The sequence below is a fragment of the Nitrospirillum iridis genome (assembly GCF_014205765.1).
In the GTDB taxonomy this organism is placed as follows: domain Bacteria; phylum Pseudomonadota; class Alphaproteobacteria; order Azospirillales; family Azospirillaceae; genus Nitrospirillum; species Nitrospirillum iridis.
The window spans coordinates 101,354-127,305 of record NZ_JACIIZ010000007.1 but is presented as its reverse complement, the minus strand read 5'-3'; the positions used below and the strand labels follow the sequence as shown (position 1 = coordinate 127,305).

Here is a 25,952-nt window from a genome sequence, read left to right as displayed (position 1 = left end):
CCTGGTGGTGTCGGCCCGCTATCGTCACCGCCGTCGACGCCCCGCCGTTTCAGATGACCGCGCCCATGACCGTGCCCACCACGCTTTCCCCCGCCGAACGCACCGTCCTGCACCTGATGGCGCTGATGGGCCCGCCCGCCGGCAAGAAGGCACTGGCGGAATGCCTGACCCAGGCCCGCGTCAGCACCCCGTCCACCTGGCGGGTGGACATGCTGACGCCCATCCTGGCGACGCTGCAGCGACACGGCCTGCTGGATGAAAAGCACGCCTGCGCCCCCGCCCTGGCCCAATCGTTGGCGGTGGAGGCCCTGGCCGCGCCATCGGGCAAGGCCCTGGCCGCAGCCATCCGCATCCGCTTTCCGGCCACATCCGACAGGCCATGGGATTTCCGGCAGGTCGAGATCGACCTGTCCCGCGCCCTGCGCTTGGCCGTCCTGGTCAACGATGGCGCCGAATTCCAGCGGATCATCGCGGGCGCGCGCGCCCACGTCGGCGATATGCCCCCCTTGTTCGACCAATATTTCGCCCTGGTGCCGGTGGGCGTGGACTGGTTCGCCAGCCGGCCCCCCCTGATCCAAGTGGCAGTGCTGGGGGCGAAAAGCAGGCACTGGGTCGCGACCGGCGACATGGCGCCCGACCTGCCCGACCTGATCGCGCACTGCCGGAAAGACGAGACATTGCGCGTCGTCGCCTTCCCCATGATAGCGGACTTCCTACTGCTGAGCGGCCGACTGGCCGACCTGGCCACCTATGTGGCCGAGGTCCCGACGGATGGAACGCTCGCCATCACACCGGAAGCGTCTTCGGCCTTCGCCGCCGCCCAGGCGCTGCTGTCCGGCGATGTGCCCCAGGCGGTGACCTTGTTCACCCAGGCACTGGCGGCGCGGCGCAAGGCGACCCGGACCCGCAAGGGTGGTCTGCCGGGTTACCTGGGCGTTCTGCACCTGTGCGCCTTGCTGGCCAGCGATGACGCCGCCCTGCAACCGGTGATCGCCAGCCTGCTTCAGGGCCGAAGCCAATCGACGGCGGAGGTTCCCCTGGGCCAGATGGCGGTGGAGGCCCTGGCCGATCTGATCAGCAATCGCCAGGATGCCGCCGTGGCCGGCCTGAAATGGACCCTGGGCGTGGTCGAGCGCCTCGCCCAGCCGTCCCCCTTCAGCTTGGGGCTGGTGGCCGCCGCCACCGTGGTCATCGATCCGTCGCTGGCCCGCCCCTGGCGCCAGATGTGGGAAATGGAGTTCCGGCGCCTGGCTCCCACCATGCCGGTGGCCGCCGACATGCTGGCGGAGGCGCTGGAGCGCGTCTCCCCCAAACCGGCCCCCTACCGCGCCCATCTCGACCGCCCGGACCGGGAGACCCGGCTGCGCTTCGCCGCCCTGATTCCGGTGAAGGAACCCTGGGAGCGGGCGCTGGAGAGCCTGGAGGCCATGCTGGAGCCAGCGGCCCCGGCGGTACCCAAGGCGACAGGGGGCAAGCGCCTGGCCTGGCTGGTCACCCCCGAGACCGGCGAGATCGAGCCGGTGGAACAGGTACAGCAACGCGGCCCCACCAAGAGCCCGACCCAAGGCTGGAGCCGGGGGCGCCCCGTCGCGCTGAAACGCCTGCATCAGGCTGACGCCGCCCTGACCTATCTGGATGATTTCGACCGCCGCGTCATCGCCACCATCGAACGCCAGCATGACGGCTGGGGTGGGTATGGCCGCTATGAATTCCACCTGCCGCCGCGCACCGCCCTGCCGGCGCTGGTCGGCCACCCGCGCGTCTTCGCCCCGGAGGCGCCGCATCAGCCGGTGGAACTGGTGGAGGGACGGGTGGAGTTGGTGCTGGCGGCATGCCGCGGGGGATTCCGCCTGACCCTGTCACCGCCCGTCGACCAGCCCGACGCCGTCATCGAAGTGGAAACGCCCAGCCGCTGGCGGGTGGTGGTGATCGACAAGAAGGCGGTGGCCGCCGGCCAGATTCTGGGCCTGCACGGCATCACCGTGCCAGCCGCCGCCCGCGACCGTCTGACCGCCCTGGCGCGTCGGCACCTGCCCGACCTGCCGGTGCGGGTGGAGGCGGCGGAGTTGGACGACGGCCTGACGGAGACCGGCGACCCGGCGCCGGTGGTGCGCCTGAGTCCCCTGGGGCAGGGCCTGAAGGTGGCGCTGGTGGTGCGCCCCCTGGGCCCGGAGGGTCCGCACTTCCTGCCCGGCCTGGGCAGCCGCCGCGTGGGCGCCGCCGGGCGTCAGGCGCAGCGCGACCTGAAGGCGGAACAGACGCGGGCCCGCGCCCTGGCCGAAGCCTGCCCCAGCCTGGGCGGCGAAGGGCCGGAATGGGAGCTGGACAGTCTGGACGCCAGCCTGGAATTCCTGGCCGAGCTGAAGGCCCTGCCCGATCCGCCGGCCCTGGAATGGCCCGAGGGCCAAAGCCTGACCTTGCACGGCGAGGCCAGCGCCAGCCGCTTCAACGCCACGGTCAAGGGCACGGAAAGCTGGTTCGCCCTGTCCGGCAGCGTCACCCTGGATGAAGGCCTGGTGCTGGACCTGAAGGACCTGCTGGCGCGCCTGGAGGAGACGGAGGGCCGGTTCATTCCCCTGGGCGAGGGCCAGTTCGTCGCCCTGGACCACCATTTCCGCCAGCAGCTGGAACGTCTGCGTCGGCTGGGCGGGCTGAAGGTGCCGCGCGCCGCCGGCACGGCCCTGCGTGATCTGGTGGAGGAGGCGGGCACGTCCAAGATGGACGCGGCCTGGCGCGATTTCATCCGCCGTCTGGACGAGGCCGAGGCCTGGCAGCCGCAGGTGCCGGCCACGGTGACAGCGGAGCTGCGTGACTATCAGCACCAGGGCTTCGTGTGGATGAGCCGGCTGGCCCGCTGGGGTGCCGGCGCCCTGCTGGCCGATGACATGGGCCTGGGCAAGACCGTGCAGGCGATAGCAGTGATGGCAGCGAAGGCATCGGACGGCCCCATCCTGGTGGTGGCCCCGACCTCCGTCGCCGGCAACTGGCAGGCGGAGGTGGCACGGTTCGCGCCCGGACTGACCACCCACCGCCTGGCGGAAACCGGGGGGCGGGACGACGTGTTGAAGGCGCTGGGACCGGGCGATGTGCTGGTCACGACCTATGGCCTGCTGGTGCGGGAGGAGGCGCGCCTGGCCGCGCTGCCCTGGGCCATGGCGGTGCTGGACGAGGCCCAGGCCATCAAGAACGCCGACACCCGTCGGGCCAAGGCCGCCCAATCCCTGACAGCCGGCTTCCGCCTGGCCCTGACCGGCACACCGGTGGAGAATGACCTGGACGAGCTGTGGAGCCTGTTCCAATTCGTCAATCCCGGCCTGCTGGGCAGCCGCGAGGCCTTCACCAAACGCTTCGCCACCCCCATCCAGGTGGCGCGCAACCCGGGCGCCCGCGCGGCCCTGCGCGCCCTGGTGCGCCCCTTTCTGCTGCGCCGGACCAAGGCCACGGTCCTGGCCGAGTTGCCCCCCCGCACCGAACAGACCCTGCTGATCGAACGGGGGGCCGAGGAAGGGGCATTTTACGAGGCGTTGCGCCGCCGGGCGCTGGAAAAGCTGGAGGACATGTCGGCCGAACGGTCACGGCTGCACATCCTGGCGGAGATCACCCGCCTGCGGCAGGCCTGCTGCCATCCGGATCTGGTGGCGGCCGACGCCAACCTGCCGTCCGCCAAGTTGGAGGCCTTCCTGGAACTGGTGGAGGAACTGCGGGAGGGCGGCCACCGCGCCCTGGTTTTCAGCCAGTTCGTCGGCCATCTGTCGCGGGTGCGCGCGGCCCTGGACGCCGCCGGCGTCACCTATCAATTCCTGGATGGCTCGACCCCCGCGGCGGAACGCGAAAAGCGGGTGGCCGCTTTCCAGGCGGGCGACGGCGCGCTGTTCCTGATCAGCCTCAAGGCCGGCGGCTTCGGCCTGAACCTGACGGCGGCCGATTATGTCATCCACCTGGACCCGTGGTGGAATCCGGCGGTCGAGGACCAGGCGTCCGACCGTGCCCACCGCATCGGCCAGCGCCGGCCGGTGACCATCTACCGCCTGATCCTGAAGGGCACGATCGAGGAAGGGATCCTGGCCCTGCATGGCCGCAAGCGCGATCTGGCCGGCGCCCTGCTGGAGGACACGGACACCGCCGGCCGGTTGTCGGAGGAGGAACTGCTGGGCCTGATCCAGGGCATGGGATGAGGCTTGGTGGCCGTTCCGCCATCGCGGGCGAAGGCCATCAGCGCCTACCAGTGCCGGTCCACCCAAATCCAGGCCGCGATGAAACCGCCGAGGACCGCGACCAGGGCGACGGTCAGGCCCAGGCTGCGGGCGAATTCGCCAAACTCGCCCTGCTTGTGGGCGCTGCGCGCGGTCAGCAGCAAATAGGCGGCCACCATGGCGCTGATCAGCACCCAGACGGGAACGCCGTGGAGCCAGCCGCTGAGGGCGTCGCTGAAGTCATAATACCAGTCGGGCATCTACGCGGACTCAACCGTCTCAAACAGCACAGGGCGCCTCAAACAGCAGAGGGCGGGGCGCCCCGGTGGGAACGCCCCGCCCCTTTAGCCGATCCCCTTTAGCCGATAACGCCTAGTTGCGATAGGCCGGCGGCACCGACGGATCCAGCGTCTGGTAGCGGCGGGCCAGATCCTGCGCCCGGCTGGTCAGCGGCGCCTCGGTCCCGCGGACGAAGACGTGTTCCGCCACCGACAGGATTTCCAGGGGATCGCCCGACCACACCACCAGGTCGGCGTCGCGGCCCGGCTCGATGGAACCCGCCCGGTCATTGAAGCCGAAGACCTTGGCCGGGGTGGAGGTGATGGCGGCCAGCGCCGCCGGCCACGGCATGCCATGGGCCACGGCGTTGCCGGCGTTGTAGCGCACCTGACGGGCATAGTGGCCGACATACGGCCCCTTGATCACCACGGTGGCGCCGGCGGCCTGCAGGATGGCCGCGTTCTCCAGCCGGGAGTTCAGGCTTTCAAAGCCGCGCGGCAGGTTGGCCAGGGGATCGACCACCACGGGCACGCCCGAGGCCGCGATCTCCCCCGCCATCATCCAGCCTTCCTCCACCCCGTCGAGGATGAGCTTCAGCTTCAGGCGCTTGCCCAGTTCCAGGGTGCGGCGGATATCGGCCACGCGGTGCACGCCCACCAGCAGGGGCATCTTGCCCTGGATGACAGGGTACAGCGCCTCCAGGTCCTCCTTGCTCTGCCGGTAGGGGCGGTGGTTGCCATGTTCGTAGCCAGCCTTGTTCGCGGCGTAGCTGGCCGCCTCCTCCAGGCTGGAGTCCAGCAGTTGCAGCACCGTGGCGTGGCTGCCGCCCAGATGCTCCATGGCGTCCTCGCCCACGTCCATCACCAGGACGGCGCGCCGCTTGGTGATGCTGTCGGTGCCGCCGGACATGTCGACCACGGCGGCCTGGCCGGCGAACAGCTTCTCGCCCTTCTTCTCACCGCGGCCGGACAGTTCCGGCGTCACCAGCGCCCGGGTGACGCCGCCCACGCGGGCCACCGGCACCAGCATGGAGGCGGGGTTGATGCCCAGCGAAACGTCGAAGGCCGCCGACAGGTCGGCGGTGGCCCCGGCGAAATCATTGCTGGAGGCCTCGCCCTCCACCTCGCCGGCGCCCAGGCTGGTGTCGCTGGCCACCAGGCCCGGCGTCACGATGTGGCCTTTGGCGTCCAGCCGGCGGGCGTCCGCCGGGATGGCGACCGAGGCCCCCACCGCCTGGATGCGACCGTCGCGGATGAGGATGGTGCCGGACGCGATCTCGCCCGCCGGCCCCATGGTCTCGATGCGGGCGTTGGTGATGGCCACCGTCTCGGCGCCGGCGGCACCGGCCACCAGCAGCGCCAGGGAGGAGGCCGCGGCCATCAGGAGGTGACGGGCGTTCATTGCGGCTGCTCCGTGCTGGTGGTCAAGACGGGGCGGCCGGATCCGACGCCGGCGGGCCCGGGATGGGCGGGGCCGGTCTGGCCCAGTTCGAAGTCGGACTTGGGCTGCGCCGCGGGGTCGTGGCGGTCATAGATCAGGGCGCCGTCGATGAAGACCTGGTCGGCCGTCGCGTAGACGCTGAAGGGATCAGCGCTCCACAGCACGACGTCACCCATCTTGCCGGGCTCCAGCGTGCCGGTCTTGTCCAGCACGCCGATGGACTTTGCCGGGTTGGCCGTCACCCACTTGATGGCCTCGGCCTCGTCGATCTGGATACCCATGCGACGGCCGGCGGCCAGCGCGATGGTGGCCTCCTGCACCAGGTGCTGGGTCAGGATGTCGTCGTCGGAATGGATGACGGTGCAGACGCCGGCCTTCTGCAGCAGGGCCGCGTTCTCCTCGATGCCGTCATAGGCTTCCATCTTGAAGCCCCACCATTCGCCCCAGGTGGCGACGCAGATGTCTTCCTTCTTCAGGATGTCGGCGATCTTGTAGGCCTCGGACCCATGGTGGAACATGGCGATGTGGAAGCCGAACTCGTGCGAGATGTCGATCATCTGCGCCATCTCGTCGGCGCGGTAGCAGTGGTTCTGGACCAGAATGCTGCCATCCAGCACACCGGCCAGGGTGTCCATCTGCAGATCACGCTTGGGCGCGTCCGGCGCCTTGTCGCCCTTGCCGGCCTTGTAGTCGGCCAGCTTGCGGCGGTAGTCGTCCCACTTGCGACGGTATTCCTGGGCGTCGATCCACGCCTTGCGATAGCCGAAGACGTTGCCCATGCGGGTGGCCGGGGTGCGGCCCTTGCTGCCGTAGACGCGCTTGGGGTTCTCACCGCAGGCCATCTTCAGACCATAGGGCGCACCAGGGAATTTCTTGTCCTGGACCGTGCGGCCGGGGACATTCTTCAGGATGACGGCGCGGCCGCCGAACAGGTTGGCGGAGCCGGGCAGGATTTCCAGGGTGGTGATGCCCCCCTCCAGCGCGCGGATGAAGCCCGGATCCTGCGGCCAGACGGAATGTTCGGCCCACACCTGCGCGGTGTTGGGGTCCGTCATCTCATTGCCGTCGGAATTGGCCCAGACGGAGGGGGAGGCATAGACACCCAGATGGCTGTGGGCATCGATGATGCCGGGCGTGACATACTTGCCCCGGGCATCAATGACCTTGGCGCCGGCCGGCACGGGGATATCCTTGCCCACGGCCGCGATCTTGCCGTCCACCAGCACGACCGTGCCGCCATCGATGCGGGCGCCGGTGCCGGTGAAGACCGTGGCGCCCACCAGCGCCGTCGTGATCGACGGCAGCGGATGGTAGGTGCTGGGGAAGGGGTTCTTGTCGTCGACCGGATCCAGGCCGGCATAGACCGGCTTGTCCGCCGTCTTGGCCTTGTCGCCGGATGGCGCCGCCGTGTCGGCATGCGGGCTGGTGGCGCAGGCGCCCAATAGCGCCAAGGCCGCCACCAGCGGGACCACGCGATGGTGTCGTTTCATGGAAGTATCGTCTTCCCGTTCTGCCGGGTGCCCAGAAAGGCCGGGTTCCCCGAACGGGAACCGTGCCTTCGCCCCTGTTGATTGTTCTAACGCCCCAAGGGGTTAAGACAGGCCACCTCAAAAAAGTGCGCTGCTTCAACCTTGTTGACGACGCTAACAGAGGCGGGGGCGCCTGCCTATGGCGCGATACGGTTCCGTTACAAATAGGATGCGATATCCAGCGCGAAGCGCCGATTCAGCCTTCCAGATACAGCGCGGCCAACTCACCGGCGGTGGTGAACTGGCGGAAGCCGGCGCGGAAGGGGTCCTGGCCGGTCTTCTGTTCCATCGCCACCAGCAATGTCGCCAGGTCCAGGCTGTCGAACGGCAGCGCGTCGCCCAGGAACTTGGTCTCCGGCCCGAAGGGACCGGCCCAGGTGGCGCCCTTGTCGGCCAGAATCTTCAGAACCTCGTTATGGATCACCGCCAGCATGGCGCCGGCGTTCAGTCCGATGGTGGTCATGCGTGAAACTCCGTCAGCAGGGTGTTGACCTGGGTGGCCGCCTGGGCTTGGGGCATGTGGCCGACCCCGGGCAGGCGGTGCAGGATGATATGGGCTGGTATCGAACCGAAGTCCGGCGGCGGCACGATGTCGTCGGCCTCCCCCCAGATCAATTGAAGGGGCGGCAAGGGCTGGGTCCAGTCAAAGCGGGGCGCGGCCGCGGCGATATCGGCGACCAGCCGATCGAGCAGGCGAAGCAGCGGGGCGCGGGCGCCCGGATCGGCCAGACGGCTGAGGAAGGCGCGGGCCAGCACGTCACGGTTGGGTGGTGCCCCGGCGAACAGCCGGTCAATCAGGGCGCGGGCCTGGTCCAGGGTTTCCAGCTCACACAGCGCCCGCAGGAAGGTGGCGTCCACCCGGCTGCCCAGGCCGGCGCAGGCGATCAGGCTCATGCGCCGCACCCGGTCCGGATGGCGTTCGGCCAGCAACAGGCTGACCCGCCCGCCCATGGAATGGCCGATGATGTCCGCCTGGGCCACGCCGGCGGCATCCATCAGCCGGACGACCCAATCGGCGACGCCGCCCAGGCCGGACGGCACGTCCAGGGTGGAGGCGCCATGGCCCGGCAGGTCCACGGCCAGCACGCGGCGTCCGGCGGCACCGGGCGCGCCCTTCACCAGGGCCTGGATGTTGAACTGCCAGGCCAGCGCATCGCCGCCGAAGCCATGCAGCAGCAGCAAGGGAACGGCGGCGCTGTCGGCCGGGCCCCGGTCGACGACGGCACCGGGGCCGCCCGCGAATCGCAGCACGCGGCGCCCGGCCAACAGCCGTACCGGCTCAGGACTGGAATCCACCGTCCGGCTCAGGCCGCGACGTGGTCCGACACCAGGGCCAGCAGGTCATCCACCGTCTTGGCCTTGGCCAGATCCTCACCCGCCACCACGGTGTCGAACTTCTCATCCACCAGGGCGATGAAGCTGATGACCGCCAGGCTGTCCCAGCTGTCGATGCCGTCCAGCTCCTCCGGCCCCTGCAGCGTGCCGGGGTCCAGCTCCAACATCTCGTCCAGCGCGGCCAGGAATTCTTTCCGGTTCATGGGTATCCTCTTTTCCTCTCACATCCGGGGTCAGGTCAGGGACTTCTGTACCACATCGCGGTTCAGCAGCGCCCAATCGGGATGCCGGCGCAGGACCTCCAGACAATCCGTCCAGGTGAACCGCGGCTTGGCCGGCAGCAATTCCTCAAGCAAACGGCGGACCAGCTGGAAGTCCTCAACCGTGTCCACACACCAGCGCTGCGCGCCCATCTCCACCGGCGCGGGTCCGGAGGGCGCCGGCAAGGCGCCCAGGCGGAAACGATCCGGCCGGCGGTAGATGAACGGGGTGACGTGTTCGCGTTCGAACGGGGCCGTGGCCTCGGTCCAGGCGCTGCGCAGCGCCGCCATGGTCATGACCTCGGCATCCAGGCCGCGCGGATAATGGCCGATATCGACGGAGGCGTGATCCAAGGGCGGGTCGGCCGCCAGGAACAAGGCCAGCAACTGGTCGATCAGCCCCGGGTCGATCAGCGGGCAGTCGCCCGTCACCCGGACCACCACGTCCGCGCGGTGGGCAAGGGCCGCCCGGCAGAAACGATCCAGCACATCCAACTCGCTGCCGCGAAAGACGGCCACGCCCAGGCGCCGGCACAGATCGGCGATGGCGTCATCCGCCGCCCCATCGCTGGTGGCGACCACCACCTCGTCCACCAGCGTGGCACGGCGCAACCGCTCCACCTGGTGGGCCAGCAGCGGCTTGCCCGCCACGGACAGCAGCACCTTGCCCGGCAGGCGGGTGGAGCCCATGCGCGCTTGGCTGATGCAGACGACCCGGGGTTTCGCGGGGGGGATCATGACGGCTGGACCATGCCCCAGTCGAGCGGCTGGCCGGCGTCCAGGTCACGCGTGGCGCGGGCGCCCAGCACCTGGTCAAGATGCTTGGGCGCCAGGCCCAGGCCGGGCCGGACGGAGCGGACGTTCGCCGGGGTGAACACCTCCCCCGCCTTCACCGGCGCCGCCACGTAGAGGGAGCGGCGGAAGGCCCTGCCCCCGGCCTCCGAGGGCTTCACCGCATAGCCGACGGCGCCCAGGGCGGCATGGGCCACGCGGCAGGATTCCGCCATGGCCTTGAACTCGGCCGGTTCCAGCGAGAAGGAAGCGTCGACACCACCCTCCGCCCGCGACAGGGTCAGGTGCTTTTCAATGACGACAGCGCCCAGCGCCACCGCCGCCACCGGCACGGCGATGCCATGGGTGTGGTCGGACAGGCCGGTGGGCACGCCGAAGGCCTGGGCCAAATGGGGGATGGTGCGCAGGTCGCACTCATCATGCGGGGTGGGGTAGCCGCTGGTACAGTGGAGCAGCACCGGATCGGGCGTGCCCGCCGGCGCGGCACCGCGCGCCGCCGTCACCGCGTCATCGATCTCCCCCAGCGTGGCCATGCCGGTGGAGATGATCAGCGGCTTGCCCTTGGACGCAGCGTAGCGGATCAGCGGCAGGTCCACGATCTCATAGGAGGCGATCTTGAAGGCCGGCGCGCCCAGCCGGTCCAGCAGGTCCACCGCCGTGGGATCGAAGGGGGAGCTGAACAGGGTGATGCCGATGCTGGCGGCATGGGCGAACAGCTGGGGATGCCAGGCCCAGGGGGTGTGCGCCTCCTCATACAATTCATGCAGGCTGCGGCCATCCCACGGGCCGCCATGGATCTGGAATTCCGGCCGGTCGGATTTGAGGGTGATGGTGTCGGCGGTATAGGTCTGCAGCTTCACCGCGTCGGCGCCCGCCTCCTTGGCGGCATCGATCAGGCGGAGGGCGCGCTCGATCTCCCCCTTATGGTTGCCGGACATCTCGGCGATCAGGTAGGGCGCCTGGCCGGCATGGAATTCGAGGCGGACGGGATCGGACATGGGAACCCTCGAAGGCGGAAACGCTTACAGACTTGTATGCCTTCGCCCTTGATAGCACCTTACAGGGACCGGCTGGAATGATGCTTCGACACCCGCCAGCGGTTCACCCGGGAACCTTCATGTCCCCAACCCCGCCCGAGACCGGTCACGGCGCCCCGTCCATCCTCGACAGCCTGATCGAGGCGGCGATCCAGGAGATGCGGCGTGACGACGACCGTACGCCGGCCTTGGTCGCCCTGCAGGGCGCGGGCACGCCTCAGGGGCTGGCCCTTATGGTGGAACTCTGCCGCTCCCCGGACCCAATCCGGCGGCGGCTGGGCGCCTGCGTGCTGGGGCAGATGCATTCCTCCGATCAACACGGCGATATGCGGGCTTTTCCCGAGGAGGCCTGCGACGCCCTGGTGCGGTTGCTGGGGGACGACGATCCCGGGGTGATGATCGACGCCATCTACGCCCTGGGCCATCTGCGCAACCGACGATGTGACCCGGACCTCGCGGCCCACCGCCATCACGAGGACCCGCATGTGCGCTATGCCGTCGCCTTCGCGCTGTGCGGCAGCACCACGCCCGTGGCGATCGACGCCCTGCTGGAGTTGATCGACGACCCTTATGAACAGGCGCGCGACTGGGCGGCCACCGCGCTTGGGCAGAGCGTCCAGTTGGACGGCCCCAACATCCGCGCCGCCCTGCTGCGCCACACGGCGGACGACGACGTCTTCACCCGGGCGGAGGCCATGCGCGGCCTGGCGCGACGACGGGACGCGCGGGTGTTGCCGGCACTGATCAAGGCGGTGGCCAGCGAACGCATGATGCCCCAACTGTTCTTCGACGCCGCCTTGACCTACCTGGGCCTGGACGAGGGATCGGATATCGCCGAGGATGAACTGTTGGCGCGGCTGGAAAACGAGCGGGCGGACTGATCCCTCACCCCGCCGTGCGCGCCACGTCCAGGCCGGCCAGATCGTGCATGCGCAGCAGGCCCAGCACCTTGTTGTCGGCATCCACCACCGGCAGGACGTAGACTTGCGAGGGGCTTTCCATCTGGGCCAGGGCGGCCATGGCGGTGGTGCCGGTGCGGCAGGTGCGGGGCTTGGGCGTCATCAGGGCGCGGGTGTCACGGTCCAGCAGGTCCTTGCCCACACGGGCCAAGCCGCGCCGGATATCGCCATCGGTGATGACCCCCAGCAGGCGGTCGTCGGCATCCACCACCACGGCGGCGCCGGCCGGGTAGCGGGTCATCTCCAACAGGGTTTCCAGGATGGGCCGGTCGGGGCCGACCAGGGCCACATGGTCCGGCGCCCTGGCCATCAAATCATCGACATAGGCGCCCAGCACCACGCCCAGCGTGCCGCCGGGATGGTTGCGGCCGAAATCCTTGGCGGTGAAGCCCTTCTCCGTCGCCACCGCCACGACCAGGGCGTCGGCGAAGGCCAGCATGGCGGTGGTGCTGGCGGTGGGCAGCTTGGTGTCGGTGGCCTCCGACTCCACATGCACCTTCAGTGTCCAGTCGGCCATGCGCGACAGGATGGAGGGCACGCGGCCGACCATGGCCGCCACCTTCACGCCGCGCGGCTGCGCCGCCTTGGCCACGTCCACCAGTTCCTGGGTCTGGCCGCTGTTGGACAGCAGGATCAGCAGGTCGCCGTCGCGCAGCAGGCCCAGTTCGCCATGCAGGCTGTCGATGGCGCTGTAATAGAAGGCGCGGGCGCCGATGCTGGCCAACTTGCTGGCGAACTGGCGGGCCACCAGGCCGGACTTGCCGATGCCGGCCACCAGGGTGTTGCCGTGTTCGCCGCAAATGTGGTCCACGACCGCCAGGAAGTCACCGTCCAGCGCCTCCACCTGGTGCAGGACGGCGTTGGCCTCGATCCGCAACAGGTCGGAAGCGGCGGCGAGGACGGCGGTGCGATCTATGGTCATGGGGCGGAATCCACGGGCTCGAAGGGGCGACGGCCCAAAATCGGGCAAGCCAGAATTGGGCAAGGGTGTAACGCAAAGTACAAAGTCCCGCCACGCGGCAGATCACACCGTCAGCCGTGTGCTGCGGGTATGGTCGGCCGCCACCCGGGCGGCCGTCACTCCACCTCAAAGTCCACGGGCGGCAGGTGGGCCCGGGCGCGGTCCGCCATACGGGCGTACGCCCCCTCCAGCCGGCGGCAGAAGATCCCCGTGTCGAAGGGGCCGCCCGGGCGCGTATGGGCGGCCAACAGGCGGGCCCGGACATCCGCCAACAGGGCCGGATCGCGCGCCAACTCCAGCGCCTTGGCCTCGTACGCCGCAAGGTCGTACGTTACCAGGTCCGGCAGGCCCAGGGCATACAGCAGGCTGGCCGCGACGCGGGAGATGAAAGGTACACCCGCCCGGGTCACCACCGGCAGGCCGGCATAGAGCGCGTCCGCCGCCGTGGTGTGGGCATTCGTCGGGTAGGTGTCGAGGAACAGGTCGGCGCAGGCCTGGCGGGCCAGATGCTCGGCCATGCGGGCCTTGGGCAAGGCCGGCGCCACCACCAGCCGGGCGGGATCAACACCTTGGTGTGCTAGCGTCGCCTGCAATGCTGGCAGACCCGCCCCCGGATCCAGCAACCACAGCACGGACTTGGGCACCGCCGCCAGCAGCCGTCCCCAGCAGGCGAAGACGTCGGCGGTCAGCTTATAGGCGGCGTTGAAACAGGCGAAGACGATGGCGTCGTCCGGCAGGCCCCAATCCCCCCGCAAGGACGGGGGCGCGATGGGGCGGCCGGAATCGTTGGCCTGGTAGCATCCGGACAGACGCACCACCGCCTCATCCCAATACGCCTCCGCTCCCGGCGGCAGCACGATGGCGTCGGCCAACACGTAATCGATGCCGGCACCCCGGCCCAAGGTGCCGGGGTAGCCCAGGTACTGCACCTGTACCGGTGCGGGGCGCAGTTGGGCGATGCCGGGCCGGCCGCCCTCGGTATAGCCTTTGAGATCCACCAGGATATCGACCCCGGCCGTCCGGATGGCCTGGGCCGCCCCCCGGTCATCCATGCCCCGCAAATCAACGAAATGGTCCGCCCCAGCCTTCAGCCGGGCCCGCATGGGGCTGCCATCGTCGGGACCATAGGAGAAGGCGGTTACCGTAACCTTGTGCCGGTCGTGCGCCTCCAGCACCCCCGCCATCAGATAGGCGGTGGGGTGCTGGTGCCAATCGGCGGAGAGATAGCCGACGCGCAAGGGCCGGCCCGCCGGTCCCAGGCTGGCCGGAGCCAAGGGCGGGCCCGCGGCGCGCGCATTGGCAGCCGCGTGCAAGCGGGCCGCCCGCTGGCGCACCGCCTCCTCCACCTCCAGGCACAACACGGCGAAGGGCGGGGCGCTGTCGTCGCCCGCCTCCAGCAGGGACAGCAACTGGGGAATCAAGGCGGCCGCCGCATCCCAGCGGCACAGGCGATAGTGGAGATGGATCAGATGGGCCAAGGCGCCGGCACGGCGGCTGGTGCCGCGATCCAGCGCCGCCTGGAAGCACGGCAGGGCCTCAAGGTCGCGATGGCGGCGGTGCAGCAGGGTGCCCAGGTTCAGCCAAGCGTCAGCGACATCCGGGTGCCGGGCCGTCAGCAGCCGATACTCCGCCTCCGCCGCGTCCAGCCGCCCCTGATCGTCCAGGACGGAGGCCAGGTTGAACCGCGCCGCCGCCTGCGTCGCATCCCGTTCCAGCGCGGCGCGCAGAACGGACTCCGCATCACCCAGGCGCCCCAGGCGATGCAGGGCGACACCCAGATTGGCGCGGGCCGCACCGTGATTGAGGTCCAGGCGCGCCGCAAGTTCCAGCGGCGCCACCGCGTCAGCCGGCCGGTTGGCGTTCAGCAGCAGGGTGCCCAGGGCGAAGGCGGCGCCCGCATGGGATCCGTCCCGCGCCAGGGCGGCGCGGAAGGCGGCCTCCGCCGCCGGCACACGGCCCGCCGCGGCCCGCAGACGACCCAGGTTGGCCAGAATTTCCGCATCGGGCCGCAGGGCGGCGGCCCGGGCGACCAGCGCCTCCCCGGCCGCCGGATCACCCTGTTGAGCCCGCAGCACCCCCAGCAGGTTCAAGGCGTCCGGCTGATGCGGCTCGGCCGCCAGCACCTGGGCGTACAGGGCGGCCGCCTCATCCAAGTCCCCCGCCTGGTGCCGGGCGACGGCCTGGTCCAGCACGCTCATGGGGTGCTGGACGGCGACGGTGCCGCCAGCCAGGCGCCCAGCCGGGCGGTCAGGCGGGACAGCGGCGCGCGCCAATCGCCCATCTCCTCCTGGCGCAGTTGCACCAAGCCGGGATACCAGGGGCTATCGATGCTGCCCTTCCGCCAGCGCCAGCAGCCGTCATACCGGTTCAGCAGCCAGACCGGCCGGCCCAGCGCCCCCGCCAGATGGGCGATGGAGGTGTCGACGGTGACCACCAGGTCCAGACTGGATACCAGGGCGGCGGTATCGGCGTAGTCCGCAAGCTCCGCCGTCCAGTCGATGGCTTTCAGGTCCGCAGGCAGCGCCGCCGACCGGATGCCCTTCTGCAGGCTGACGAAGGCGACCTGGCCGGTGAACCGCGCCAGCGGCGCCAGCAGACCCGGATCCAGGCTGCGGCGCCCATCCACCGGATTGGTCGGCGCCCCCGCCCAGCACACGCCCACGCGCCGCAGCCCCCCAGCCGCCGCCAGTCGCGCGGCGAACCCGGCCGCCAGTACCGGATCCGGTGCCAGATATGGCGCGGGGGCCGGCCATTCCTCGGGGCCCCCCAGGCCCAGACGGAAGGGCAGGCTGAGCAACGGGCAATAGGCGTCGTAGGCCGGCAGCGGGTCGCCGGTGGACACCACTTGGTCCACGCCGGGTGCCGTGGCCAGCAAGCGCACCAGTTCCGGCTGGCAGGCCAGCACCACGCGGGCGCCCTTGACCGCCAGCGGCGCCAGGAAGCGCGCGAACTGCACACTGTCGCCCCGGCCCTGTTCGCTGTGCACCAGCAAGGTCAGGCCCGCGGGATCGGACCCATCCCATTCCATCCCCGGCGGCCGGGCCAGCGCGTGGCCGGGCCGGTGGCGCCGCGCCTCGAACTGGGGCCAGCCGGCGGCGTGGTCGCCCGCCATCAGCAGGGCGACCGCCAGATTCCACCGCGCCTCTCCCCCCCGCTCGCCCAGGGGCTGGCCGGGGGCGGGTGTCGTGACCTCCACCGCGCGGCGCAGCAGGGTCAGGGCGCGGGGCAGCTGTCCACGATCGGTCAGGGCAACGCCCAGGTTGATGAGGGTGACCGCGTGGTCCGGCGCCCGGGGCAGCGCCCGCTCCAGACAGGCGATGGCGGCGGCCAGCCGCCCGGTGGCGTGCAGCACGCCACCCAGGTTGGCCATGGCGTCGACATGATCCGGATCAATGGCAAGCGCCTGCCGATAGGCTTCTTCTGCCAGATCGAAACGGCCCTGCGCCTTCAGCGCGGTGCCCAGATTGCTGCGATAGCTGGGGTTGTCGGGGGACACAGCCGCCGCCAGCATCATGCTTTCCGTGGCCCCGTCCAGATCACCCTGCTGGATGCGGGCCAGGCCCAGCAGGTGCAGGGCGGCATGGTTGCGGGGCTCGGCGTCGAGGATGCGGCCATAGAGGACCACCGCCGCGTCCAACCGGCCGGCGACGTGATGCTCATAGGCAGCGGAGAGGGCTTCGGTCACACTGGCCATGCCGGGAGAATGGAGTTTCGGCGGCACCAGGACAAGACCGGGCGTGAAGGAGCGGGTGTGATTGGCGAGCGGACGGATGGCGTCATGACGGACAGGATCGCGGAAATGCGGGCAGCCCTGGCGCCACAGGACTATGGCGCCGCCACCGCCGGGGCGGAGACCCGGGCCCTGTTCGCCCGCCTGTGGCATTTCGTTGGATTCAGTGACGAGTTGGCCGCCCCCGATGGCTATCTGGTGCGCACCATCGCCGGCGTGCCCGTGGTGGTGCAGCGCTTCGACGACGACATCCGCGCCTTCCGCGACATCTGTTCCCATCGCCATGCCCGGCTGCACCGCACCGACAGCGGCCGGGGGGCCTTGCGCTGCCCCTATCACGGCTGGACCTATAACCGGGAGGGTGTGCCGGTCGGCGTTCCCGGCAACGACACCTGCTTTCACCTGGACAAGGCGGACAAGGCGGCCCTGGCCCTGACCGGATACGAGGTGGCGCGGCGCGGCCGATTCGTCTTCGTCCGCCTTATGCCCGGCGGCCCGGCCTTGGACGACTGGCTAGGCCCGCTGGGCGCCTGGCTGGACGCGGTCTCCGACGGCTTCGCGGCACCCTTCGACCAGGCGCCGCTGGACTGGCGGGCCGACTGGAAGGTGGGTATGGAGAATGTGCTGGAGGTGTATCACGTCGATGCCGTGCATCCGGAAACCTTCCGCACCGTGACCGAGGGCGCCTGGGTTTGCGCCGAGCATGGCCCCCATAGCACCGGCACCATCGGCCTGACGGCGGAAACCCGGCGGTGGTGGGACGGCGTCGCCAAGCGGCTGAAGCTGACGCCGCTGACCAATTTCACCGACTATGACCACGCCATCCTCTTTCCCAACCTGGCCATCGGGCTGACAGCCGGCCTGATGGCCAGCGTACAGACGTACGAGCCAGTGTATGCCCCCGACGGCGCGGTGCTGCCGGGCCGCTGTACGCTGCGGTACCGGCTGTCGCTGGCCAAGCCGCAACCGGGGGGCAGCGCGGCGGCCCGGGCGGGGGTGGAGGGACATCTGGCGGAGTTCAATCGACGCCTGCTGGCCGAAGACCAGACCGTGGCCGAAGCCGCGTGGGCGGGGACGATGCAGGCCCAGCACCCCGCCCTGCTGGGCGACAATGAGGGCCGCATCCGCGCCTTCCACACCGTCTGGCGTCAGGCCATGGGGTATGAAGCTTAAGCGGAGACGGACGACGGCGCGCCCGTCAGCTGGGCGTACAGCGCGCTGATCCTGCCCATCTGCACCTCGGGGCGGAAGCGGGTGAGGTCGATCGGGGGGACGGGGACGCGCCCGTCCAGGGCCGCCCGCAGGATGTCGGCCATGGCGGGGGCGTCATCCGGCGGACAGAGGAAGGGATGGTCGGTCCCCAGGATCTCCAGCGGCCCTTCCGTCCGGGTGGCCACCACCGGCACCCCGGCATCGGCATATTCCAGCAAGGTCAGGCCGAACGGCTCGTGACGGGAGGCAACCACCCCCAGATCCAGCGCCGGCAGGTAACGCCGCACGTCGGGACGGAAACCCGCGAACAACACGCCGTCGCCCAGCGCCAGTTGCGCCGCCTGGTCGCGCAACGCGGCCATCTCCGCCCCCTGACCGAACAGCACCAGACGCGCGTCCGGGCGATGGGCGCGCAGGCGGGCATAGGCCGCCACCAGCACATCGAAGCCCTTGCCCACTTCCAGGCGCCCCATGCCGCCGATCACGGCCGCGTCCGCCGGCAGGCCCAAGGCCGCGCGGGCGTCGGCGCGGGACAGGCCGCCGGTCAGGGGCAGCACCCAGTTGTGGACGGTGATGGACCGCTGACGCGCCGCGGCCGGAATCAACCGGGCCTGGTAGTCGGCGATGCGGATGATGCCGTCGAAGCGGTCATGCAGGCCGGCGCGGAAGCCATTGTGCAGGGTGACCACGCGCGGGCAGCCGGGGCGGCAACGCAACACCCGGCGGGCCGCCGTGTTGAGGTGGGCGTGGACGATATCCGGGCAGAGCGCCAGCAGTTTCCAGAAAAGTGCTGCGGTACGCAGGCGCGCGGGCAGCCACACCACCGAGACCCGGGGATCCAGCGCCTCCGCCAGATGGCGGGCGCCGACGCCACCGTCCTCACCCGGGCCGAGAATGACCATGACCTGATGGTCATCGGCCTGGAAACCGGCCAGTTCCACCACATGCTTTTCGGCGCCGCCGAAACCGTGGGGTATCATGACATGGGCAATACTGGTCACCCCGCCACCTCCCTGCCAGAACCCGGAGCGATGGGGACCGCCACGGGAGGATGAAGTTTCCGACAGAGCGATGGAGGACATGCCGATACGCATCCCGCTGGGGTTACAGGGATAACCCGGTTCCGCGGGACCATGGCTGAAAGGTCGGGCTGCGAGGCGGCGCTGTCGGGGCCCATCGCCCAGGACATGCAGCACCTTAAATACTTGGGCTCGTTTAGCGCAAGTTTTCGCAGACTCGACCTGTCGCCCGCAGAACGGCAACTGTCTGCTTTATACGCGAAGGCGGACGACAACCTGTCGCCCGGGCATCCGGGCCCCGGCGACAGCCCCCGCAACGGGGCCGCCGCCGCCGGGGCTGGGGTCCACCCGATCAGTTGTCCGCGACGACGCGCCAGGCGCCGTCCGGCTGCTGGCAGGCGGTGCCGTAGGCCTGCTGGGTCTGGCCGCCGATGGTGACGTCCTGCTGGAACTCGCGGCAGTACTGGCCGTCGGTGGTGTGGCCATCCCGCAGCGTGGTCACAGCACCACTGGCATTGCCGTCGTTCCAGACGATGGGCTGGCCCACCGGCGCCATGGTCGCGCGGATCTGCGCATCCTCCAGCGCGCGCTGCTGCTGTTCGGCCAGACTGTCCAGCAGCGTCAGCGTGATGGCGGTCAGGCCCAGCCAGCGATAGGCGTCCACGTCGCGGTAATAGTGGCCGTAGCCGGTGTAGTAGACGCCGAAGGGCCGCAGGACCACAACGTCGCGGTACATGTGCCGCCGGAATTCCGGAACGATGACCGGCCCACGGCCATAGACGAAGACGTCATGGTCACGGAAATGACCGTACTGCGGCGCCCAGGGCCCGCGGTGGTCATCCCCCCGACGACCGTCCCAGCGGCGATCATCGCGATGGTGATCGTCTCCCCGATGGTCGTCCCCCCGATGGTCGTCCCCCCGATGGTCGTCCCAACGGTCCTGCGCCAGGGCCGGAACCGCGGCGGCGGTGAAGGCGACCGTGGCCGCCAAGGTCAGGGAGCAAAGGGCGCGGAAGGAAAGGCGTCGCATACCGGAATTCCTGTTCATCGAAAACAGCATGGCCCCGCTGGGAACCGTCACAGCCAGGGGGTCAGGCACGTTGATACAACGCTGCCATTGCGTTCGATTTATGGCCGGTGCCGGGCAGGTTCAAGCGGCAATAGCCGCCCTCTCTTTCGTGCATTGTTCCAGCAATGGAACGCGGAATGCCGATTTGCCCAACTATCGCTAAAGTCGTTCCAGAAATATAAATTCGACATCAACCACGCCAGATACCCCGGCCCCCGAGCCCCCGCTGCCCCGCCGCAGGACCCGACGCCAGGAAAGGAGACGATGATGACCACGCTTTGCCTGACCTGCGCCGGCCGTTCGACCCCGGTTCTCCCCAATCGCGCGGCGGTGATGAACACGCTCAGCACACGGGCCCGGGCCTTGCTGCCCGCCCTGCTGGCCCTCACCGGTCTGTCCTTCGACCAGATGGTCGTGCTGCGCGCGGGCCTGGACATGGTGGTCCAGTCCACCCGCAGCGGTCGCTTCCACTGATCCCGGCCTAGCTCTTCCCCCCCGAGTCGCCCCCCTGCCCGCGGGCGATGAGCCCGGCGCCGGCCTGTATCCAATATACGTCGCATTTCCCAGCGTATCCGCTGGCTTCAGCCCGTTTCGCTCCCCCTGATTCTGCCTAAAGAATCCGCTGTTTGCCGCCCCGATGGGCGCCCGCCGGAGGGATAGGGGGCGACCTGACCATATGGTCAGTTTTTTCTTTGTCCGCACCCCGGATTGTCACACAGTGATCATCAAGATTTCCTATGACTGCGGGGGCGTCCGTCCGGCCTTTTGGGGGGCCAAGGGGCGACCGGCCGCAGGCATGGGGACGGGACGGGTCTGAAACCCGCCCGGATGGGAACGGGGAATCACGGCACCCAGGCCTCTACCAACCGCATCGGGAAGGGACGGAGCCATGGCAGCCTTAACAATAGCGCCTATACGCATGCGGAACGCCCGGGAGCCGCGGGCGGGCAACCGGCGCCTGGGCTTGGCCGCGCGCCTGGGCCTGGCCTTTGGCGCCATCATCCTGGCCATGCTGGTCATCACCGGCCAGAGCTGGCTGACCTATGCCCGCGTGGACAGCACGCTGAACGCCATCGTCGATGAGACCTTGCCCCGGCTGGACACGCTGGACGCCCTGACCCGCGCGGCCGAAGGGCTGGCCGGCACCTCCATGGATGCCTCCATCGCCACCACGCCGGAGGAGGCGCAGGCCACGCGCAAGGGGTTGACCGTGGCGGAGAAGGCCTTCAACGACGCCCTGCGCCAGGCCAACGCCCAGCTGGGCCAGACGCCGCAGTTGGAAGAGCTGCGCGTCCTCGGCGGCCGTTTCTCGGCATTGCTGCAGGTGCTGAACGGCGCCGAGGATGCCCGCTGGCGCCTGCGCCAGGCGGTGGCCGCCGATGAGACGGCGGCGGCCCAGGCCAACACCCGGGCCCAGGGCGCCTTGATGGCGGCGCTGGCCCGCAGCCCCAGCCCGGCGCTGTTGTCCGCCTTGGCGGAGGTGCAGTCCTTCGCCGCCCTGTTGGCCACGCCAGCCGTGGCCGGCCAGGATCCCGCGATGGCGAAGGCCGCCCTGGCATCCGCCCTGCAGCACCTGCGCGCCACCGAGTCCGTTCTGCCGGCGGACGTGCGCGCCACCGTCGCCGACAGCCTGGACATCATGACCCACGCGGCGTTGGGGACGCCCACGCCGGCCGCGCCGGGTTTTGGCGATATCACCGCCGGCGGCCTGGCCGTGATGAAGAGCCGCCTGGCCGACGCCCAGGACCAGGGCGCCGGCCTGCTGCACCAAAGTGCTGCCATCGCCGCCCGGGTACAGAAGCTGGGCGCCGAACTGGGCGCCGATACCCAGGCGGAGGTGCGCACCAAGGCCAAGGCGCTGGAGGCCGTGGTGTCCTTCGCCCGCGGCCTGCTGGTGGCTTCTGGCCTGGCCGGCGTCACCATCGCGGTGGGGGTCGCCGTCTTTTATGTCGGCCGCAGCATCGCCGGCCGCGTCGCCCATCTGTCACGCAGCATGCTGGCCCTGGCCGGTGGCGATCTGACCGTCGAGATCGACACCCGCGGCAGCGACGAGATCGCCGAAATGGCGCGCACCGTCACCGTCTTCCGCGCCAACGCCGTGCAGGTACGCGACCATGAGGCGCAGCTGGCGGCCGAGCGGCGGGAAGCGGCGGCGCATCGCCGCGCCGCCATGGCGGCCATGGCCGACAGCTTTGAACAATCGGTGGGGGGCATCATCACAGCGCTGGTGGACGCGGCCGATCAGATGACCGCCCTGTCGCACAGCATGGGACGGTCGGCCGACGACACCGCCGACCAGGCGAACAGCGTGGCCTTGTCCAGCGAGGCGGCGTCGCGCAACACCCAGACCGTGGCCGGCGCCACCGAGCAACTGTCCCTGTCGGTGCAGGAAATCAGCGGCCAGCTGCAACAGGCGATCACCATCTCCCAGCGCGCCAATGAGGAGGCCGATGGCGCGGCCGACATGGTGGAGCGCCTGACGGGTGCCGCGGAGCGTATCGGTAGCGTCACCCGCCTGATCGACGATATCGCCGGCCAGACCAACCTGCTGGCCCTGAACGCCACCATCGAGGCGGCGCGGGCCGCGGCGGCCGGCAAGGGCTTCGCCGTCGTGGCCTCCGAGGTGAAAAGCCTGGCGGGTCAGACATCGAAGGCCACGGGCGACATCGCCGGTGAGGTCGCCGCCGTGCGCGACGCCGTGGGCGCTGTCGTCGACTCCATCCGCCAGATCGGCGGCACCATCGTCCAGCTGAGCCAGGTGTCCAGCACCATCGCCGCCGCGGTGGAGGAGCAGAACGCCGCCACGGCCGAGATCAGCCGGTCGATCAGCGAAGCCGCCCAGGGCGTGGAGGAGGTCAACAACACCATCGGCCGCGTGCACACCGCCGCCTTGTCCACCGGGGAGTCGGCCGGGCAGGTGCGCCAGAGTGCTGAAGGGTTGGCTGCCCAAGCCGCCCGGCTGGACGAGGCGGTGCGCCGCTTCCTGGGCCAGGTTCGCGCCACCGATGTCGCCGCGTGAGGAGAGACGCCATGATCCGCCCATCATCCCTGCTGGCCCCCATCGCGCTGACGATCGCCTTTTTTGCTGGCAACGCCAGCACTGCCAGCGCCGCGTCGTTCAAACCCTGCGTCGTTTATACCGAGGCCGGCAAGTTCGACAAAAGCTTCAACGAGATGGCCTATGACGGCAGCCAGACCTTCGCCCAGAAGACCGGCGTGGCCGTGGCCGAGTTCGAACCGGGGGGCGAGGACGCCTATCCCGGCGCCCTTCAGGCCGCCGTCACCGCCGGCTGCACCGACGTGGCGCTGATCGGTTTCCGTTTTCAGACGGCCTTGGCCGCCTTCGCGCCCCAGCATACGGACGTACGCTTCACCCTGTTCGATGGGGTCGTGCCCGGTGCCAACGTCGCCTCGGTCCTGTTCGCCGAGAACGAAGGCTCCTACCTCGTGGGGGTGGCGGCGGCACTGGCGAGCAAAAGCGGCACGGTGGGCTTTATCGGCGGCATGCCGGCGGCGGTGATCGAACGCTTCGAGAAGGGGTACGCCCAGGGCGTCAAGGACACCCGCCACGACGCCACGGTGCTGACCGGCCTGGTGGCCGCCGACCCGAAGGGCTTTTCCGACCCCTTCGCCGCGTCCGAAATCGCCCGTGAGATGCTGCGCCACAATGCCGACGTGCTGTTCCCCGCCGCCGGCGTCTCCGGCCTGGGCGCCCTGGACATCGGGCACGCCAAGGGGGCCTTGGGTGTGGGGGTGGACAGCAATCAGAACTATCTCTATCCCGGCCGCATGCTGACCTCCATGGTCAAGCGGCTGGATGTAGCCATCGACCGCGCCTTCGAGGCCGGCCGCACCCAGACCTTCAAGGCCGGCGTTTCGCGCCTGGGCTTGAAGGAGGGCGGGGTGGATGTGGTGGTGGACGCCGACAACCGCGCCGTCTGGACACCGGCCATTGTCGACGCCGTCGCCCGTGCCCGGCAGGCCATCGTCAGCGGCCAGGTGAAAGTGGCGAGCCCGAGTTGACCCGCAGGCCGGTCAAAGCGCGTCGTGGAAGATGATGCCCAGGGTGTGGCGGTGGCCGGAACGGACACGACTGACGCCGTGGCGCAGGGTGACCCGGTAGGTGCCCCGGCTGCCCGCCACCGGCCGGTGCTGGACGGCGAAGATGACGGCGTCGCCCTGACGCAGGGGCACCACCTCCGCCCGCGACTGCAGGCGCGGGCGCTGTTCGGTGATCACGAACTCCCCGCCCGTGAAGTCCCGGCCGGGTTCCGACAGCAGGACCGCCACCTGCAAGGGGAACACCTTTTCCCCATACAGATCCTGATGCAGGCAGTTGTAGTCACCGGGCCCGTATTGCAGCAGCAGGGGGGTGGGCCGCCCCTGGCCCGTCTCATGGCACAGCGCCAGGAAATCGGCATGGGTGCCGGGATAGCGCACCTCCAGGCCCAGACGCTGGTTCCATCGGTTGGCGATGACCGCCAGCCGGGGGTAAAGGCCGCTGCGCAATGCCTGTACCGGCGCCGGCAGCGGATAGGCCCAGTATTTGTACTCCCCCCTGCCGAAGCCGTGCCGCCCCATGACCACCCGGCTGCGGAATCCCTGTTCCTGCGCGTACAGGCTGGCCAGGTCGCGGCAGGCGGCGGGATCGAGCAGATTGGGCAGTACGGCACAACCGTACGCGTCCAATTCGGCGGAAAGCGCGGACCAGTCATAGCTGGCGATGATGGCATTGCCATCATTTTCGGCGAGAGGGCCGTCCATCATGCCCGCTCCCGCCCCAGCAGGGTGCGCTTGCGTTCCACCCCCCAGCGGTAGCCGGACAGGGCACCGTCGGTCCGCACCACGCGATGACAAGGAACGGCGACGGCGACGGGGTTAGCGGCGCAGGCCTGGGCCACGGCGCGGACTGCCTTGGGCGCGCCGATGCTTGCCGCCACCTGGGCATAGCTGGCCGTCTCCCCGGCGGGGATGGCGCGCAGGGCCTGCCACACCCGCTGCTGGAAGGCGGTGCCCCGTACATCCAGGGGCAGGTCCAGCCCCAGGCGCGGCGCTTCGACGAAGCCAACCACCTGGGCCACCTGGGCATCGAAGGCGGGGTCATCGCCCGTCAGCCGCGCCCTGGGGAAGCGGTCCTGCAACTCGCGCACCAGGATGTCGGGATCATCGCCCAGGGTGATGGCGCAGATGCCACGGTCGCTGCGCGCCACCAGGAGGGCGCCCAGGCTGCACTGGGCCACGGCGAAACGAATGTCGGCATTGGTCCCACCGGCGCGATAGTCGCCGGGCCGCATGCCCAGCACCCCGTCGGCCGCCTCGTAGAAGCGGCTGCTGGCGTTGAAGCCGGCATCATAGAGCGCCGTGGTGACGGTTGCCCCAGGACGGGCCAACTCGTCCCGCACCCGCCGGGCCCGATGGGCGATGGCATAGGCCTTGGGCGTCACGCCGGTGACGGCCTTGAAGACACGGTGGAAGTGATGGGGGCTGAGTCCGGCCTGGCTCGCCAGCTCCTCCAGGCCGGGAGCGTCCTCCGCCGTCTCGATGGCGCGGCAGGCGTCGGCCACCAACTGGGCCTGGCGCTGGGCAAACCCCTGCGCTTGGTCGGGCTTGCAGCGCTTGCAGGGGCGGAAGCCCGCGCGCTCCGCCTCAGCGCAACTGTCGTGGAAGGCGACGTTCGTGGGCTTGGCCAGACGCGAGGGGCAGGAAGGCCGGCAATAGACGCCGGTGGTCTTCACCGAATAGACGAAGCGCCCGTCCTGTGCCGCATCCCGGACCAGCAGGAACTGCCAGCGGGGATCGGCATCGGCGGCGGTGGGGCGCGGGGAGGTGTTGGCGGCGGTCGGCATGGCACCGGGGAGCATGATCGTCATCCTGATATGGGTGTCGTCCTGCCCCTGATGTACCCCCAGGCGATCCCCCCGACATCCCGGGTCTTGCGGTCAAATTCGACCGCGGGATCCGCCCCTCGTCGTGCCGCGTCCTACTGCATCCGGCTGTGCCCGGTCCATAGCGCCACCGCGGCTTCCGCCACCGGCACCGCGTCCTCCGGATGGTTATAGCGATAGAGGACCAGGGCCGCCTCATAGGCGTGCTGATCCGGCGCCCCCGACGCCCGCATCTGGCGATAAGTCTTCTCA

The 25,952-nt window shown here is 69.8% G+C and carries 22 protein-coding genes; 6 read left to right on the top strand and 16 right to left on the bottom strand.

Features of this window, described 5'->3' with window-relative positions:
• Window positions 1-65: 65 nt before the first annotated feature.
• Complete coding sequence (locus tag FHS74_RS13865; protein ID WP_184801460.1) at window positions 66-4,175, top strand: DEAD/DEAH box helicase; 4,110 nt, start codon at window positions 66-68, stop codon at window positions 4,173-4,175.
• Between the two features lie 44 nt (window positions 4,176-4,219).
• On the opposite strand, the gene FHS74_RS13860 is transcribed toward FHS74_RS13865, so the two are convergent.
• From FHS74_RS13860 to pseI, 8 genes are all read right to left on the bottom strand, one after another.
• Window positions 4,220-4,453 (bottom strand): hypothetical protein, encoded by a 234-nt coding sequence (locus FHS74_RS13860; protein ID WP_184801807.1) that lies wholly within the window; start codon window positions 4,451-4,453, stop codon window positions 4,220-4,222.
• Between the two features lie 112 nt (window positions 4,454-4,565).
• On the bottom strand, window positions 4,566-5,873 hold the full coding sequence (locus FHS74_RS13855; RefSeq protein WP_184801458.1) for an amidohydrolase family protein: 1,308 nt from the start codon (window positions 5,871-5,873) through the stop codon (window positions 4,566-4,568).
• Complete coding sequence (locus FHS74_RS13850) at window positions 5,870-7,402, bottom strand: amidohydrolase (RefSeq protein ID WP_184801456.1); 1,533 nt, start codon at window positions 7,400-7,402, stop codon at window positions 5,870-5,872. Before FHS74_RS13850 ends, FHS74_RS13855 begins: the two co-directional genes overlap by 4 nt.
• Before the next feature lie 235 nt (window positions 7,403-7,637).
• Window positions 7,638-7,904 (bottom strand): acyl carrier protein, encoded by a 267-nt coding sequence (locus FHS74_RS13845; RefSeq protein ID WP_184801454.1) that lies wholly within the window; start codon window positions 7,902-7,904, stop codon window positions 7,638-7,640.
• Entirely contained in the window at window positions 7,901-8,737 is an 837-nt protein-coding gene (locus FHS74_RS13840; RefSeq protein ID WP_184801452.1) for an alpha/beta fold hydrolase, read from the bottom strand. Before FHS74_RS13840 ends, FHS74_RS13845 begins: the two co-directional genes overlap by 4 nt.
• Window positions 8,738-8,745: 8 nt before the next feature.
• Complete coding sequence (locus tag FHS74_RS13835) at window positions 8,746-8,979, bottom strand: acyl carrier protein (RefSeq protein WP_184801450.1); 234 nt, start codon at window positions 8,977-8,979, stop codon at window positions 8,746-8,748.
• Between the two features lie 30 nt (window positions 8,980-9,009).
• Window positions 9,010-9,774 (bottom strand): cytidylyltransferase domain-containing protein, encoded by a 765-nt coding sequence (locus FHS74_RS13830; protein ID WP_184801448.1) that lies wholly within the window; start codon window positions 9,772-9,774, stop codon window positions 9,010-9,012.
• Window positions 9,771-10,826 (bottom strand): pseudaminic acid synthase, encoded by a 1,056-nt coding sequence (pseI, locus tag FHS74_RS13825; protein WP_184801446.1) that lies wholly within the window; start codon window positions 10,824-10,826, stop codon window positions 9,771-9,773. The genes FHS74_RS13830 and pseI overlap by 4 nt, the downstream gene beginning before the upstream one ends.
• 119 nt (window positions 10,827-10,945) lie before the next feature.
• On the opposite strand from pseI, the gene FHS74_RS13820 reads away from it, so the two are divergent.
• A complete protein-coding gene (locus FHS74_RS13820) occupies window positions 10,946-11,746 on the top strand; it encodes a HEAT repeat domain-containing protein (protein ID WP_184801444.1) in 801 nt (266 codons plus the stop codon).
• Between the two features lie 4 nt (window positions 11,747-11,750).
• Here FHS74_RS13820 and FHS74_RS13815 read toward each other — a convergent pair whose 3' ends face one another.
• From FHS74_RS13815 to FHS74_RS13805, 3 genes are all read right to left on the bottom strand, one after another.
• On the bottom strand, window positions 11,751-12,746 hold the full coding sequence (locus FHS74_RS13815) for a KpsF/GutQ family sugar-phosphate isomerase (RefSeq protein ID WP_184801442.1): 996 nt from the start codon (window positions 12,744-12,746) through the stop codon (window positions 11,751-11,753).
• Between the two features lie 155 nt (window positions 12,747-12,901).
• Entirely contained in the window at window positions 12,902-15,058 is a 2,157-nt protein-coding gene (locus FHS74_RS13810) for an O-linked N-acetylglucosamine transferase, SPINDLY family protein (protein ID WP_184801440.1), read from the bottom strand.
• A complete protein-coding gene (locus tag FHS74_RS13805; protein WP_211106297.1) occupies window positions 14,980-16,470 on the bottom strand; it encodes a tetratricopeptide repeat protein in 1,491 nt (496 codons plus the stop codon). Before FHS74_RS13805 ends, FHS74_RS13810 begins: the two co-directional genes overlap by 79 nt.
• A gap of 93 nt (window positions 16,471-16,563) precedes the next feature.
• Here FHS74_RS13805 and FHS74_RS13800 point away from each other — a divergent pair, with 93 nt between their 5' ends.
• The gene (locus FHS74_RS13800) at window positions 16,564-17,688 is read left to right on the top strand and encodes an aromatic ring-hydroxylating oxygenase subunit alpha (protein WP_184801436.1); all 1,125 of its coding nucleotides are present in this window, start codon (window positions 16,564-16,566) and stop codon (window positions 17,686-17,688) included.
• On the opposite strand, the gene FHS74_RS13795 is transcribed toward FHS74_RS13800, so the two are convergent.
• Window positions 17,685-18,728, bottom strand: a complete 1,044-nt coding sequence (locus FHS74_RS13795; protein ID WP_184801434.1) for a glycosyltransferase — start codon at window positions 18,726-18,728, stop codon at window positions 17,685-17,687. The two genes, FHS74_RS13800 and FHS74_RS13795, sit on opposite strands and share 4 nt — an antisense overlap.
• Before the next feature lie 370 nt (window positions 18,729-19,098).
• Window positions 19,099-19,776: an RT0821/Lpp0805 family surface protein gene (locus FHS74_RS13790; protein ID WP_184801432.1), complete on the bottom strand. Its 678-nt coding sequence runs from the start codon at window positions 19,774-19,776 to the stop codon at window positions 19,099-19,101.
• 303 nt (window positions 19,777-20,079) lie between these two features.
• Here FHS74_RS13790 and FHS74_RS13785 point away from each other — a divergent pair, with 303 nt between their 5' ends.
• From FHS74_RS13785 to FHS74_RS13775, 3 genes are all read left to right on the top strand, one after another.
• Window positions 20,080-20,289: a hypothetical protein gene (locus tag FHS74_RS13785; RefSeq protein WP_184801430.1), complete on the top strand. Its 210-nt coding sequence runs from the start codon at window positions 20,080-20,082 to the stop codon at window positions 20,287-20,289.
• Between the two features lie 445 nt (window positions 20,290-20,734).
• The gene (locus tag FHS74_RS13780) at window positions 20,735-22,834 is read left to right on the top strand and encodes a methyl-accepting chemotaxis protein (protein WP_184801428.1); all 2,100 of its coding nucleotides are present in this window, start codon (window positions 20,735-20,737) and stop codon (window positions 22,832-22,834) included.
• A gap of 11 nt (window positions 22,835-22,845) precedes the next feature.
• Window positions 22,846-23,838, top strand: a complete 993-nt coding sequence (locus FHS74_RS13775) for a BMP family lipoprotein (RefSeq protein ID WP_184801426.1) — start codon at window positions 22,846-22,848, stop codon at window positions 23,836-23,838.
• Window positions 23,839-23,850: 12 nt separating this feature from the next.
• Here FHS74_RS13775 and FHS74_RS13770 read toward each other — a convergent pair whose 3' ends face one another.
• The 3 genes from FHS74_RS13770 to FHS74_RS13760 all read right to left on the bottom strand — a co-directional run bounded on the left by FHS74_RS13770 (window position 23,851) and on the right by FHS74_RS13760 (window position 25,933).
• The gene (locus FHS74_RS13770) at window positions 23,851-24,582 is read right to left on the bottom strand and encodes a 2OG-Fe(II) oxygenase (protein WP_246463125.1); all 732 of its coding nucleotides are present in this window, start codon (window positions 24,580-24,582) and stop codon (window positions 23,851-23,853) included.
• Window positions 24,579-25,676, bottom strand: a complete 1,098-nt coding sequence (gene ada / locus FHS74_RS13765) for a bifunctional DNA-binding transcriptional regulator/O6-methylguanine-DNA methyltransferase Ada (RefSeq protein WP_246463124.1) — start codon at window positions 25,674-25,676, stop codon at window positions 24,579-24,581. Before ada ends, FHS74_RS13770 begins: the two co-directional genes overlap by 4 nt.
• Before the next feature lie 119 nt (window positions 25,677-25,795).
• Window positions 25,796-25,933: a hypothetical protein gene (locus tag FHS74_RS13760; protein WP_184801424.1), complete on the bottom strand. Its 138-nt coding sequence runs from the start codon at window positions 25,931-25,933 to the stop codon at window positions 25,796-25,798.
• Between the last annotated feature and the right edge of the window lie 19 nt (window positions 25,934-25,952).

Excerpts from the sequence above, each read along its gene's own strand:
- FHS74_RS13835 (WP_184801450.1), bottom strand. The coding sequence starts at position 8,979 with ATGAACCGGAAAGAATTCCTGGCCGCGCTGGACGAGATGTTGGAGCTG.
- pseI (WP_184801446.1), bottom strand. The coding sequence starts at position 10,826 with ATGTCCGATCCCGTCCGCCTCGAATTCCATGCCGGCCAGGCGCCCTAC.
- FHS74_RS13830 (WP_184801448.1), bottom strand. The coding sequence starts at position 9,774 with ATGATCCCCCCCGCGAAACCCCGGGTCGTCTGCATCAGCCAAGCGCGC.
- FHS74_RS13860 (WP_184801807.1), bottom strand. The coding sequence starts at position 4,453 with ATGCCCGACTGGTATTATGACTTCAGCGACGCCCTCAGCGGCTGGCTC.
- FHS74_RS13845 (WP_184801454.1), bottom strand. The coding sequence starts at position 7,904 with ATGACCACCATCGGACTGAACGCCGGCGCCATGCTGGCGGTGATCCAT.
- FHS74_RS13790 (WP_184801432.1), bottom strand. The coding sequence starts at position 19,776 with ATGCGACGCCTTTCCTTCCGCGCCCTTTGCTCCCTGACCTTGGCGGCC.
- FHS74_RS13815 (WP_184801442.1), bottom strand. The coding sequence starts at position 12,746 with ATGACCATAGATCGCACCGCCGTCCTCGCCGCCGCTTCCGACCTGTTG.
- ada (WP_246463124.1), bottom strand. The coding sequence starts at position 25,676 with ATGCTCCCCGGTGCCATGCCGACCGCCGCCAACACCTCCCCGCGCCCC.
- FHS74_RS13785 (WP_184801430.1), top strand. The coding sequence starts at position 20,080 with ATGATGACCACGCTTTGCCTGACCTGCGCCGGCCGTTCGACCCCGGTT.
- FHS74_RS13760 (WP_184801424.1), bottom strand. The coding sequence starts at position 25,933 with ATGCGGGCGTCGGGGGCGCCGGATCAGCACGCCTATGAGGCGGCCCTG.
- FHS74_RS13820 (WP_184801444.1), top strand. The coding sequence starts at position 10,946 with ATGTCCCCAACCCCGCCCGAGACCGGTCACGGCGCCCCGTCCATCCTC.
- FHS74_RS13770 (WP_246463125.1), bottom strand. The coding sequence starts at position 24,582 with ATGATGGACGGCCCTCTCGCCGAAAATGATGGCAATGCCATCATCGCC.
- FHS74_RS13855 (WP_184801458.1), bottom strand. The coding sequence starts at position 5,873 with ATGAACGCCCGTCACCTCCTGATGGCCGCGGCCTCCTCCCTGGCGCTG.
- FHS74_RS13850 (WP_184801456.1), bottom strand. The coding sequence starts at position 7,402 with ATGAAACGACACCATCGCGTGGTCCCGCTGGTGGCGGCCTTGGCGCTA.
- FHS74_RS13865 (WP_184801460.1), top strand. The coding sequence starts at position 66 with ATGACCGTGCCCACCACGCTTTCCCCCGCCGAACGCACCGTCCTGCAC.
- FHS74_RS13800 (WP_184801436.1), top strand. The coding sequence starts at position 16,564 with ATGACGGACAGGATCGCGGAAATGCGGGCAGCCCTGGCGCCACAGGAC.
- FHS74_RS13775 (WP_184801426.1), top strand. The coding sequence starts at position 22,846 with ATGATCCGCCCATCATCCCTGCTGGCCCCCATCGCGCTGACGATCGCC.
- FHS74_RS13780 (WP_184801428.1), top strand. The coding sequence starts at position 20,735 with ATGCGGAACGCCCGGGAGCCGCGGGCGGGCAACCGGCGCCTGGGCTTG.